This is a genomic window from Streptacidiphilus neutrinimicus, from assembly GCF_000787815.1.
Classification (GTDB): domain Bacteria; phylum Actinomycetota; class Actinomycetes; order Streptomycetales; family Streptomycetaceae; genus Streptacidiphilus; species Streptacidiphilus neutrinimicus.
In genome coordinates, this window is the sequence record NZ_BBPO01000130.1 from 1 (window position 1) to 12,219 (window position 12,219).

The following is a 12,219-nucleotide window of genomic DNA, read 5'->3' on the forward strand; positions in this document are numbered from 1 at the left end:
CGCCGAGGCAGAGCCGACGGCCGAGCCGGACGCGTGGGCAGAGCCGTTCGCGCGGACGGGCGGGGCCACCGCCGAGCCCCTGCCGTCGCAGGCCCGGCCCCCGGCCGGGGCCCCGCCTGCGGCGATGCACCCCGCCCCGTCCTCAGACCCGGCCCCGGCTCCGGCGGAGCCGGGGGGAGTGCCCGGGCCCGAGGCCCCTGCTCCGGCTGAGTCGGATGAGTGGGTGGAGCCGCTCGCGCGCGGGGGCCAAGCGCCGGCCGAGCTCCCGGTCGCGCCCGCCGCCGTGCCGGCGGCGCGGCGGGGTGGGCGACGGGCCGGGGACGCCGGCGAAGGGGAGGAGCCGGGCGACCCGCTGGCTGAGGTGCCGTTGAAGGCCGCGCTGGAGGCCGTGTTGATGGTGGTGGACGAGCCCACCACCGCCGCGCGGCTCGCGGAGGTGCTGGACCGGCCCAAGAAGCTCGTCGCCGCCGCCCTCGCGGAGCTCGCGGAGGAGTACGACGCCCAGCAGCGCGGGTTCGAGCTGCGGTTCGTCGCCGGGGGGTGGCGTTTCTACACGCGGGCGGTGTGCGCGCCCGTCGTGGACCGGTTCGTGCTGGACGGTCAGCAGGCCCGTCTGACGCAGGCCGCGCTGGAGACGCTGGCGGTCATCGCGTACCGGCAACCGGTCTCCCGTTCCCGGGTCTCCGCCGTGCGTGGTGTGAACTGTGACGGCGTGATGCGTACCCTGGTACAGAGAGGTCTGGTCGAGGAGTCCGGCACGGAGCCGGAGACGGGGGCTTACCTGTACCGGACCACTCACTACTTCCTGGAACGGATGGGGCTGCGCGGCCTGGACGAGCTGCCGGAGCTGGCCCCGTTCCTCCCCGAGGCCGACGACGTGGAAGCGGACTCGCAGGAGGGGGCCGCGATCGCCGAGGCGGTCGCGGCGGCAGATTGACAGGCAGCAGATCGACAGGCAGCAGCCTGACAGACGACGGACGACGAACAGACCGGGCAGCGGGTTTTTGATGCGTAGCGGTAACAGCAGGAACAGCAGCAGCGGCGGCGCCCGCAAGGGCGGTCAGGGCCAGCAGGGCGGCGGCGCGCGCCGCGCCCAGAGCGGTGGCCGCGGCAGCGGGAAGGGCACGCCGCGCCCGGAGGAGCGTCGTTACGACCGTCCGGAGTTCGGCGGCGGCCCGGACGCGAAGCCGCGGTACGGCGCCGGCCCGCGCAAGACCGCGCCCTCGCGTCCGCGCGAGCTGCAGGCGCGCGTCGAGGACGCGGTGCGGGCCCGGCACGACCGGCCGTCGAAGCCGACGGCGAAGAGCGAGCTCGAGGGCGAGCGCCTGCAGAAGGTGCTGGCCCGTGCGGGCATGGGCAGCCGCCGCGCCTGTGAGGAGCTGATCGAGCAGGGCCGCGTCATGGTCAACGGCGAGGTCGTGCGCGAGCAGGGCAAGCGCGTGAACGCGAACTCGGACAAGATCGAGGTCGACGGCCTGACCGTGGCCACCCAGTCGTTCCTGTTCTTCGCGCTGAACAAGCCCGCCGGCGTCGTGGCGACGATGGAGGACCCGGACGGCCGTCAGTGCCTGGGCGACTACGTGAACAACCGCGAGACGCGGCTGTTCCACGTCGGCCGTCTGGACACCGAGACCGAGGGCATCATCCTGCTCACCAACCACGGCGAGCTGGCCCACCGGCTGACCCACCCCAAGTACGGCGTGCAGAAGACCTACCTCGCCGCCATCCAGGGTCCGATCCCGCGCGATCTGGGCAAGCAGCTGAAGAACGGCGTCGAGCTGGAGGACGGCTGGGCGCGCGCGGACGACTTCAAGGTCATCCAGAACGTCGGCAAGAACTACCTGGTCGAGGTGACTCTGCACGAGGGCCGCAAGCACATCGTGCGCCGCATGCTGGCCGAGGCCGGGTTCCCGGTGGAGAAGCTGGTGCGCACGCAGTTCGGCCCGATCGCGCTCGGCGACCAGAAGTCCGGCTGGCTGCGCCGCCTGACCAACCCGGAGGTCGGTCAGCTGATGAAGTCCGTGGGGCTGTGAGCGGATGACGCAGGCGACGGCGCGGCAGGCGACGGCCGGACGCGGCCGGCTCACGCCCGAGCGGGAGGCGGAGCTATACGAGCACGTCATCGCGCTGGTGCGGGAGCACGGCTACGACTCGCTGACCATGGACGCGGTCGCCGCCCGAGCCCACGTCAGCAAGGCGACGCTGTACCGGCAGTGGCGGGAGGGCAAGCCGGAGCTGGTCGCCTCGGCGATGCGGCACACCAAGCCGCTGCCCTATGAGGGGATCGACACCGGCAGCCTCCGCGGCGACCTGTTCGCCCTGGCCGACGCCGGGACGGACCTCGAGGACGACACCGTCTTCATGAGCGCGGTGATGCACGCGGTGCAGGCCAACGAGGACCTGGGCGCCGCGCTGCGGGCGATGCTGGTCGAGCCGATGCGCCGGGTGCTGGAGCAGGTGATCGACCGGGCGGTGGAGCGCGGCGAGGTGCGCGCCGGCGCGGCCGCGGGCAAGTTCCTCGCCCATGCGCTCGTCGGCGCGCTGCCGGCCCGCAAGATCCTCGACGACACCTTCGCCGACCCGGACTACATGAAGGCCTACGTCGACGCCGTCGTCCTCCCGGCGCTCCTGAACAGCTGAGCCCTCCGAACAGCTGAGACGGCGCTCACATACGCCCATCGAAACGAATCCGTTTCGATGGGCGTATGCTTGTGGCCGAGGGCGAGTACGAAACCGTTTCGTTCATTCGATAGGAGGATCCATGTCGCAGACAGCGCTGACCCGCGCGAGCGCTGCCGCGGACCGTGCCCAGCAGGCGCCCAGCGGTCGCCGCTGGTGGGCGCTGGCGGTCATCGGCCTCGCGCAGTTGATGGTGGTGCTCGACGGCACGATCGTGAACATCGCCCTGCCCTCGGCCCAGCAGGCCCTGGGCTTCTCCAACGCCGACCGGCAGTGGGTGGTCACCGCCTACGCGCTGGCCTTCGGCTCGCTGCTGCTGCTCGGCGGACGTCTCGCCGACCTCTTCGGCCGCAAGATCGTCTTCCTGGTCGGCGTCGGCGGCTTCGCGGCCGCCTCCGCGCTCGCCGGGGCCGCAGGGGACTTCTCCGTCCTCGTCACCGGCCGCGCGCTCCAGGGCCTCTTCGGCGCGCTGCTCGCCCCCGCCGCGCTCTCGATCCTCAACACCACCTTCACCGACGCGCGCGAGCGCGCCAAGGCGTTCGGCATCTACGGCGCCATCGCGGGCGCGGGCGGCGGCATCGGCCTGCTGCTGGGCGGGCTGCTGACGGAGCACCTGAACTGGCGCTGGACCCTCTTCGTCAACCTCTTCTTCGCGGCCCTCGCCCTCGCCGGAGGCCTCGCCTTCCTGCGCAACGGACGGCCCGCCGACCGGCCCAAGCTGGACCTCCCGGGCACCGTGCTGGTCTCCGGCGGTCTCTTCGGCCTGGTCTACGGCTTCTCCAACGCCGACTCGCACAGCTGGAGCTCCCCGCAGACCTGGGGCTTCCTCGCCGTCGGCGGCGTGCTGCTGGCCGTCTTCGCGTGGTGGCAGACCCGCGCCGAGCACCCGCTGCTCCCGCTGCGCGTGCTGCTGGACCGCAACCGTGGCGCGTCCTTCCTCGCCTCCGGCATCACCAGCGCGGGCATGTTCGGCGTCTTCCTCTTCCTGACCTACTACCTGCAGGAGACGCTCCACTACAGCCCGGTGCAGACCGGCCTCGGCTTCCTGCCGATGATCGGCGCGCTGATGGTCTCCGCGCAGCTGGCCACGCTCGTGCTGCTGCCCCGCATCGGCCCCAAGCCGCTCGTCCCGTTCGGCATGGCGCTCGCCGCGATCGCCATGGTCTGGTTCACCGGCCTCGGCCAGCACAGCTCCTACGCCTCGGCGGTGCTGCCGCCCCTGCTGGTCATGGGCTTCGGCCTGGGCCTGATCATGCCGGTCGCGATGAGCCTGGCCACCGACCGGATCGGCGAGCAGGACGCGGGCGTCGCCTCGGCCGCCGTCAACACCACGCAGCAGATCGGCGGTTCGATCGGCACCGCGCTGCTCAACACCCTCGCCACCAGCGCGGGAGCCCACTACATGACGGGGCGGCTGCCCTCCCCGGTGAACCTGGCCGACGCGCAGCTGCACAGCTACGCCACCGCCTACTGGTGGTCGGCCGGGTTCTTCGCCGCCGGCCTGGTCCTGTCCGCGGTCCTCTACCGCCGCGGCAGGGTGCAGCAGGACGTGAACGCGCCCGTCGCCGTCCACATGTGACGGTGCTTCATGCGGACGGGACGGGCGCGGGTCCCGGTGGGGTCGCCGTCGCGGACTACGCGCCGGCGGCCTGCGCCTGGTTGATCAGCAGGTGGGCCGCCTCGACCAGGCGGTCCGCCGTGGCGTCCGAGATCCGGTGGCGGCCGGTGGCCGCACCGTCCAGGGCCGCCGCGATCTGGCCGGCCAGCGCGTCGCGCTCGTTGCCGAGCGTGGCGAGGATGGCCTCGTCGGCGCGGTAGGTGGCGTCACCCGCCGAGGTCGAGGAGACGCCCTTCTCGGACAGCTCCAGTGTGGCCGCGGCGAACGCGCCCACACCCGCGTCGATCTGCTTGTAGGCGGCCGCCAGCTGCGCGTACTGGCGCTCGCTCGTGCGGAGCGTGCCGTGCAGGGCCCTGGTCTCCAGGAACGGGGTCAGCACCACGCCGTCGCCGCGGTAGTCGCTGCGCAGGCCGGTCAGCGCCAGCAGCGTCGGCCGGATGTCGGTGTGGTCGGACCAGACCTTGCCGGTGACGCCCAGGTGCTTCACACCCGGGCCGGCCAGGCCCAGCCAGGTGGTGTTGATGTCGCGGGAGAAGTCGCCGTGGTTCCACGCGTAGGACGGACCGAGTGCCACACACGTCGACTTGCAGTTCGCCGCCGCGCCGTAGACGTAGTAGTCCGGGTTCGCGAACGAGGTGAACGTCGGGGTGCGGGCCGCGTCGCCGGTGACCATGTGGAGCAGCTTCATCTCCGTCTGGTCGGCCAGGTACTGGTTGACCGTGTCGGTTTTCCCGGTGATCGGGTTGACCGCCGTGACCTTGGACCAGGCCTGCTCCAGCGTCCGGGTCTTCGGGTCGTTCTGAGCCGGGTCGCCCGTGACGTAGAAGTTCGGCGCGGAGTCCGAGTGCAGCGCGAACGGGGTGGTCACACCCTGCTCGGTCGCCAGCAGACCGTTCGCGTTGGCGTTGATCTCGCCGATCTGCTGGTAGGTGCACGGGACGGTGACGCCGTCGCAGTTCGCCGGGCTCGGCTTGCCGCCCACGAAGTGGTCGTTCTCGTCCGAGGTGACCACGAACTCGGTGTTCCTGGTGCTGATGCCGTCCTTGGCGAGCCGCGAGAAGAAGGCCGCGAAGGCGTTGTCGTACGTCTTCAGCTGCCCGACGTACCCGGCCTCGCCCGGGCCGAACGCGCCGTAGGGCGCGACGTGCCGGTCATGGGCGTCGGAGATGTAGGCGAAGGTGACCGGTACGCCGGACTCCTGCATCTGCGCCACGTAGCCGAGCGAGTTGGCCGCGCTCATCGAGTCGAAGCCGGGGAAGCCCGGGTTGCCCTTGGCGTCGGTGATCGGCGTGCCGTCGGTCGACTTGACCACGCCGGTGGCCGAGATGGCCGGGTCCACCGACTTGGCGCCGAACAGCGCCTGGTAGCCGTGGTAGCCGCCGGGCTCGTCCGGCAGCAGGTCGGGGGAGGCGCCGGTGCCCGCCGCCTTGCACAGCTTCGACACCTTGGCGCAGTGGATGCCGATGCCGACGTAGTCCGTCTGCGCCAGGCCCGGGTTGGCCTTGGCCTCGGCCGCCTCGGCCGAGTTCGCGCCGAAGACCTTGTTGATGTCGACGGTGGTGTTCTCCAGGACCGTGTTGGCCACGGAGACGGCGCCGTAGTCGCAGCCGGCCCGGGTGTACGAGACCCATGGCGCCGGGGTGTTCTTGCCCTGCGGCGTCACCATCGTGTAGCTCGGGTCGCTCGGGGTGGGCACCGAGGCGTCGGCCACGCCGTCGGTCCAGTAGGCGAAGCTCGCCGCGCTGTTGGTGGTGCCGTCCGGGTTGAAGTACCGGTAGGAGTTGGCCACCGCCTGGCCGTGCCGGTCGCCGTACAGGCCGGTCAGCGACGTCAGGATGTCGTTGCCGGTGTGCGCGATCAGCGGCGTGTGGTGGTCGGTGTCCACCAGGCCGTTGGACGTCAGGAAGTTCAGCAGATGGGGCATCTGCTCCAGGTCCGACGGCACGTTCGGGTTGTCCCGGGTGAAGTGCACGTTGTCGAACTGCAAGTAGATCACGTGCTTGAGGCCGGGGTTGGCCGTGTCAAGCGTGCAGCCCGCCGCGTGGTGCTGCGGCGAGGGCTGCGGGGCGGCAGTCGCCGGGATCGCCGCGGCGCCCCCGATGCCCAGCCCGGCGGCCACCGCCAGGGCCACAACCTTGCTCGTGCGCATCCTGCTCCCTCGTAGTGGTCGTGTGTCCATGACGCGCGTAGAACGTGACGGACCACAGTGGCACGCGAGAAGCGAACGCGAAAGAGGGCGCACGGGTACGCCATATGTCCCGCACGTGAACTGACGGACGCTCACCACCCGGCGGCGGGAGACCCGGTGGCCGGGATCAGCTCCAGAGGGCCAGCGAGGCCCAGCGTCCCTCCGCGTCCCGCCGCACCTCCAGCATCCCGACCACGGCGGCCCGGTTGACCGGCCCGTAGACGTGCGGGTACGTGCCGCCGTCCTTGGCCTCCTCCCAGCGCACCGGCGCGTCCAGCACGCCCTCGTCGACCAGCAGCACCATGAGCGGTCCGGGCGCGGCGCGGAACCGGGCGTTGGCCACCTCCAGCGCCTGGTCCTCGTCCGTGGAGCAGTGGATGAAGCCCTCCAGGGCCAGCGAGGGCGTGGTGTAGGGGCGGTCCGGATGTTCCAGCCATGCGTCCAGCGGCGTGAGGTGGAAGAGCATGTCCTGTTTGTACCCCAGTCGGAGCCCGCCGAGTAGTGCGTCGACGCGACCGCGTGCGCTCGCGTGGACCGACTGCGTGGCCGGTGGCGACGTGGTGGACTGGATGCCATGGCACACGATGCGAGTCACAGCTCTCCCGCAGACCGGATCGCCCGCGCACGGATCGGCGCCCGCGTCGCCGGGCTCGACGCCCTGCTGATCACCCCCGGGGCCGACCTGCGCTACCTCACCGGCTACGAGGCCCTCCCGCTGGAACGGCTCACCTGCCTCGCCGTCCCCGTCGAGGGCGAGCCGTTCCTCGTCGTCCCGCTGCTGGAACAGCCCGCGGCCGAGGCGTCCCCCGCCGGCGCGCTGGACCTGGAGATCGTCCCCTGGCGCGAGACCGAGGACCCCTACGCCCTCCTCGCCTCCCGCCTCCCCTCCGGCATCCGCCGCGTGGGCCTGGACAACCACATGTTCGCCGAGAAGGTCCTCGGCTTCCGCAGCGCCCTGCCCGGAGTCGGGCAGGCCCTCGCCGGCGGCGTGCTGGGCGAGCTGCGGATGCGCAAGAGCGCTGCCGAGGTCGCCGCGCTGCTGGAGGCCGCCGAGGCCATCGACAAGGTCCACTCCGCGATGGAGGAGTGGCTGCGCCCCGGCCGGACCGAACGCGAGGTCGGCCGCGACGTCGCCGACGCGATCATCGCCTCCGGTCACGCCCGGGTCGACTTCGTCATCGTCGCCTCCGGCCCCAACGGCGCCTCCCCGCACGCGGAGGTCTCCGACCGCGTCATCCGGCCCGGGGAGCCGGTCGTCGTCGACATCGGCGGCACGATGCCCTCCGGCTACTGCTCCGACTCCACGCGCAACTACTGCGTCGGCCGCCCGCCCGAGCGCTACGAGACCCTCTACGAGGTCCTCCTGCACGCGCAGAAGGAACAGTGCGACGCGGTCGCGCCCGGCATCACCGCCGAGCAGTTGGACGCCGTCGGCCGCGACCTCATCGCCAAGGCGGGCTTCGGCGAGTCCTTCATCCACCGCACCGGCCACGGCATCGGCCTGGAGACCCACGAGGAGCCCTACATCGTCGCCGGCTCCCCGCTGCCGCTGGAGCCCGGCATGGCCTTCTCCATCGAGCCCGGCATCTACCTGCCCGGCGAGTTCGGCGCCCGCATCGAGGACATCGCCGTCTGCACCGAGGACGGCGGCGAGCGCCTCAACCTGACCAGCCGGGAGCTCCGCATCCTCGCCGGGTGACGTCGCGGAGCCCGTGAGGCCCCGCGGAGCCCGTGAGGCCGCCCCGTCTTGCCCAGCGGACACGGGTTTCCGCACGGTATCGGCCCCGTTACGGTGGCGGTCTGCGGCTTCGCCGATCGGATCGGACTGCGCCACGATCCGATCGGCCGCCGCGACGCCGTCGGCCAAGATCGGCGATGATGTCCCCGTAGGGACCCAGAGACCGACAGGACGTACCCCGCATGCGCACCGCCGTCGTGATCGGCACCGGACTGATCGGCACCTCCGCCGCCCTCGCGCTCAGCGAGCGCGGGATGACGGTCCACCTGCGGGACGCGGACCCCGACGCCGCCCGCACCGCGGCGTCGCTGGGGGCCGGGACGACCGAGCCGCCCACCGGGCCCGTCGACCTCGCGATCATCGCCGTCCCGCCCGCGCTCGTCGGCCGCGTCCTCGCCGACGCGCAGCGCGAGGGCCTCGCCCGCGCCTACACCGACGTGGCCAGCGTCAAGGACGGCCCCCGGCAGGACGTCGTCGCGCTCGGCTGCGACACCGCCAGCTACGTCGGCAGCCACCCGATGGCGGGCGCCGAGCGCAGCGGGCCCCTCGCCGCCCGCTCCGACCTCTTCGACGGCCGCACCTGGGTGCTCACGCCCATGCCGGACACCTCCACCGACACCCTCAACGCCGCGCTCGAACTCGTCGCCCTCTGCGGAGCCGTCCCCGTCCTGATGGACGCCGCCGCCCACGACCGCGCCGTCGCGCTCGTCTCGCACACCCCGCAGGTCGTCGCCTCCCTCGTGGCGGCGCGGCTGGAGCACGCCGCCGAGAACGCCGTGCGCCTGGCCGGCCCCGGCATCCGCGACACCACTCGGATCGCCGGATCCAACCCGGCGATGTGGGTGGAGATCCTCAGCGCGAACGCGGGCGCCGTCGCCGACACCCTCGAGGCCCTCGCGGTCGACCTCACCGGCGCCGTCGCGGGACTGCGTGCCCTCCAGGCAGCCGACGAGGCCAAGCGCGGCGAGGGCGCCGTCGCCGTCGAGGACGTGCTGCGCCGCGGCAACGCCGGGCGCGCCCGGATCCCGGGCAAGCACGGCGCGCCGCCCACCCGCTACGAGGAGCTCACCGTCCTCATCGGCGACCAGCCGGGCGAGCTCGCCCGTCTCTTCGCCGACGCGGGCCGGGCCGGGGTCAACATCGAGGACGTCGCCATCGAGCACTCCACCGGCCAGCAGGCCGGACTGGTCAAGCTCAGCATCGCCCCGGTCGCCGTACCAGCCCTGACGGCCGCCCTGCGCGAGCACGGCTGGCACCTGCGCTGACCGGCGGCCGACCGCCCGCCGACGGCCGCGGGCCGGAAGCGGCCGGACGGGTGGTCGCGGACGGTAACCTTGACGTGGACCCATGCCCCCGCGTCGTTAAGGAAGCCGCCCCGTGGACAACTCCTCTGCCCCGGTCGTCGTCGTGCTCGACGGCCCCGCCGGCACCGGAAAGTCGACCGTCTCGCGGGAGATCGCCGCACGCCTGGGCCTGAGCTTCCTGGACACCGGCGCGATGTACCGGGCCGTCACGTTCTGGATGCTGACCAACGAGGTCGACGTCGACGACGCGGCCGCGGTGGCGGTCGCCGCCGACAAGCCCCACGTGGTCTCCGGCACCGACGCCGAAGGCCCCACCATCACGGTGGACGGCCTCGACGTCTCCGGCCCGATCCGCGAGCAGGCCGTCACCGCCGCGGTCAGCGCCGTCAGCGCCGTGCCGGAGGTGCGGACCCGGATGGTCGAGCTGCAGCGCGCCTCCGCGCTCGCCGCCCCGCGCGGCATCGTCGCCGAGGGCCGCGACATGGGCACCGTCGTCTTCCCCCGGGCGGACCTGAAGGTCTTCCTCACCGCCTCCGCCGAGACCCGCGCCACCCGCCGCGCCGCGCAGCTCGGGGTCAGCGACCCGCACGAGATAGCCGCCATCCTGGCCGACATCAACCGCCGCGACGCCGCGGACTCCGGCCGCGCCACCGCGCCGCTGCGCAAGGCCGACGACGCCGTCGAGGTCGACACCAGCGAGATGAGCCCCGAGCAGGTCATCACGCACATCATCGGGCTGGTGCGCGAGCGCGCCGCCGCCCGACTGGGCTGAGCCTCCCCAGGCCAGGCAGCCCCCTACGCCACCAGACAGCCGAATACGAGAGTTGGCACCGCGCACATGAGTAACGAGAACGTCGGGCACGTGGCCGGGCACGGCGAGCTGGGCGACGCCGAGTACGCCGAGTTCATGCAGCTCGCCCAGGAGGAGGGCTTCGACCTCGACGAGATCGGCAACCTCGACGAGGACCACCTGCCGATGCCGGTGCTCGCCGTCGTCGGCCGCCCGAACGTCGGCAAGTCCACCCTGGTCAACCGCATCATCGGCCGCCGCGAGGCGGTCGTCGAGGACCGGCCCGGGGTGACCCGCGACCGGGTCAGCTACGACGCCAACTGGAACGGCCGCAGGTTCAAGGTCGTCGACACCGGCGGCTGGGAGATCGACGCGCTGGGCCTCGAGGGCCTGGTCGCCCAGCAGGCCGAGCAGGGCATCCAGGCCGCCGACGCGGTTCTGTTCGTCGTCGACGCCGTCGTCGGCGCTACCGACACGGACGACGCGCTGGTCAAGCTGATCCGCCGGTCCGGCAAGCCCGTGGTGCTCTGCGCCAACAAGGTCGACGGCCCCTCCGCCGAGGCCGACGCCGCCGCGCTGTGGAACCTCGGCCTCGGCGAGCCCTACCCCGTCTCCGCCCTGCACGGCCGCGGCTCCGGCGACATGCTCGACGCCGTCCTGGAGGCGCTGCCCGAGGCGCCGCAGCAGGAGTTCGGCGTCCAGGTCCTCGGCGGCCCGCGCCGCGTGGCCCTGATCGGCCGCCCGAACGTTGGCAAGTCCAGCCTGCTCAACAAGGTCGCCGGCGAGGACCGCGTGGTCGTCAACGAGCTCGCCGGCACCACCCGCGACCCGGTCGACGAGATGATCACCCTCGGCGGCAAGACCTGGAAGTTCATCGACACCGCCGGCATTCGCCGCCGCGTCCACCAGACCGCAGGCGCGGACTTCTACGCCTCGCTGCGCACCGCGGCGGCGCTGGAGAAGGCGGAGGTCGCCGTCGTCCTCGTCGACGCCAGCGAGCCCCTCGCCGAGCAGGACACCCGCATCATCTCCATGGCCGTCGAGGCCGGTCGCGCGGTGGTCATCGCCTACAACAAGTGGGACCGCCTCGACGAGGAGCGCCGCTACTACCTCGAGCGCGAGATCGAGCAGGACCTGGTCCAGGTCCAGTGGGCGCCCCGGGTCAACGTCTCCGCCCGCACCGGCCGCCACATGGAGAAGCTCGTCCCGGCGATCGAGGCCGCGCTGGAGGGCTGGGAGACCCGTGTCCCGACGGGTCGCCTCAACGCCTTCCTCGGCGAGCTGGTGGCCGCCCACCCGCACCCCGTGCGCGGTGGCAAGCAGCCTCGCATCCTGTTCGGCACCCAGGCCGGCACGAAGCCCCCGCGCTTCGTGCTGTTCGCCTCCGGCTTCATCGAGGCGGGCTACCGACGCTTCATCGAGCGCCGCCTGCGCGAGGAGTTCGGGTTCGTCGGCACCCCGATCTCCATCTCGGTCCGGGTGCGCGAGAAGCGCAACGCCAAGAAGAAGTAGCCCTCACGCGGATCCGGGCGGCAGCGAGAGTCGGCTGCGGTGCCGCCCGGGGGTCTGCGGCGTGTGGGGCGCCGTAAAGTCGGCGAAGTAGGGGAGCCTGAAGTTCTCCTCCCCGGTGCGGTCCCCCGGCAGCGACCGGAAGAGCCGTCGGAACTCGGCGTAGAGCGCGTCGTAGATGGGCGTGTCCCGCTCGGCGCTGCGCTCGAACGCCGGCCGCATGGCCGGAATCGCGGTCGTGGCGGGCCAGGCGAGGCGGGGAGCGGTGGGGTAGGTCTCGAAGGCTTGCACGCCATGGCCAACGAGACATCAGCTCTCAAGATGCGGGTTCGCTGCAACCTTTAGGGGCGCGGGGCTCTGCCGAGCTGCGGCTCCGCCGCAGCTCGGCAGAGC

Annotated in this window: 11 protein-coding genes; 8 read left to right on the plus strand and 3 right to left on the minus strand. The window is 72.5% G+C overall.

The window, feature by feature from the left end:
• Positions 1-124: 124 nt before the first annotated feature.
• The 4 genes from scpB to TR48_RS36870 all read left to right on the plus strand — a co-directional run bounded on the left by scpB (position 125) and on the right by TR48_RS36870 (position 4,258).
• Positions 125-937: an SMC-Scp complex subunit ScpB gene (scpB, locus tag TR48_RS36855; RefSeq protein WP_439654528.1), complete on the plus strand. Its 813-nt coding sequence runs from the start codon at positions 125-127 to the stop codon at positions 935-937.
• Between the two features lie 70 nt (positions 938-1,007).
• Positions 1,008-2,033, plus strand: coding sequence for a pseudouridine synthase (locus TR48_RS36860; RefSeq protein ID WP_042375005.1), 1,026 nt, complete (start codon positions 1,008-1,010; stop codon positions 2,031-2,033).
• 4 nt (positions 2,034-2,037) lie between these two features.
• Complete coding sequence (locus TR48_RS36865; protein ID WP_042375007.1) at positions 2,038-2,640, plus strand: TetR/AcrR family transcriptional regulator; 603 nt, start codon at positions 2,038-2,040, stop codon at positions 2,638-2,640.
• Between the two features lie 121 nt (positions 2,641-2,761).
• Entirely contained in the window at positions 2,762-4,258 is a 1,497-nt protein-coding gene (locus TR48_RS36870; protein ID WP_042375008.1) for a DHA2 family efflux MFS transporter permease subunit, read from the plus strand.
• 55 nt (positions 4,259-4,313) lie between these two features.
• On the opposite strand, the gene TR48_RS36875 is transcribed toward TR48_RS36870, so the two are convergent.
• Positions 4,314-6,446 (minus strand): hypothetical protein, encoded by a 2,133-nt coding sequence (locus TR48_RS36875; RefSeq protein ID WP_052443355.1) that lies wholly within the window; start codon positions 6,444-6,446, stop codon positions 4,314-4,316.
• Between the two features lie 166 nt (positions 6,447-6,612).
• Entirely contained in the window at positions 6,613-6,951 is a 339-nt protein-coding gene (locus tag TR48_RS36880) for a DUF952 domain-containing protein (RefSeq protein ID WP_042375009.1), read from the minus strand.
• Between the two features lie 108 nt (positions 6,952-7,059).
• Here TR48_RS36880 and TR48_RS36885 point away from each other — a divergent pair, with 108 nt between their 5' ends.
• From TR48_RS36885 to der, 4 genes are all read left to right on the plus strand, one after another.
• Entirely contained in the window at positions 7,060-8,184 is a 1,125-nt protein-coding gene (locus TR48_RS36885; protein WP_042375010.1) for a M24 family metallopeptidase, read from the plus strand.
• A gap of 221 nt (positions 8,185-8,405) precedes the next feature.
• The gene (locus TR48_RS36890) at positions 8,406-9,488 is read left to right on the plus strand and encodes a prephenate dehydrogenase (protein ID WP_042375011.1); all 1,083 of its coding nucleotides are present in this window, start codon (positions 8,406-8,408) and stop codon (positions 9,486-9,488) included.
• Between the two features lie 112 nt (positions 9,489-9,600).
• Positions 9,601-10,299, plus strand: a complete 699-nt coding sequence (gene cmk, locus TR48_RS36895) for a (d)CMP kinase (protein WP_042375013.1) — start codon at positions 9,601-9,603, stop codon at positions 10,297-10,299.
• Positions 10,300-10,365: 66 nt separating this feature from the next.
• Complete coding sequence (gene der, locus TR48_RS36900; protein WP_042375014.1) at positions 10,366-11,829, plus strand: ribosome biogenesis GTPase Der; 1,464 nt, start codon at positions 10,366-10,368, stop codon at positions 11,827-11,829.
• Positions 11,830-11,832: 3 nt separating this feature from the next.
• Here the strand turns inward: der and TR48_RS36905 are convergent, their stop codons facing one another.
• Positions 11,833-12,117 carry a hypothetical protein gene (locus TR48_RS36905; RefSeq protein WP_042375015.1) on the minus strand — a complete coding sequence of 95 codons (285 nt, stop codon included), beginning with the start codon at positions 12,115-12,117 and terminating at the stop codon, positions 11,833-11,835.
• Positions 12,118-12,219 lie beyond the last annotated feature (102 nt).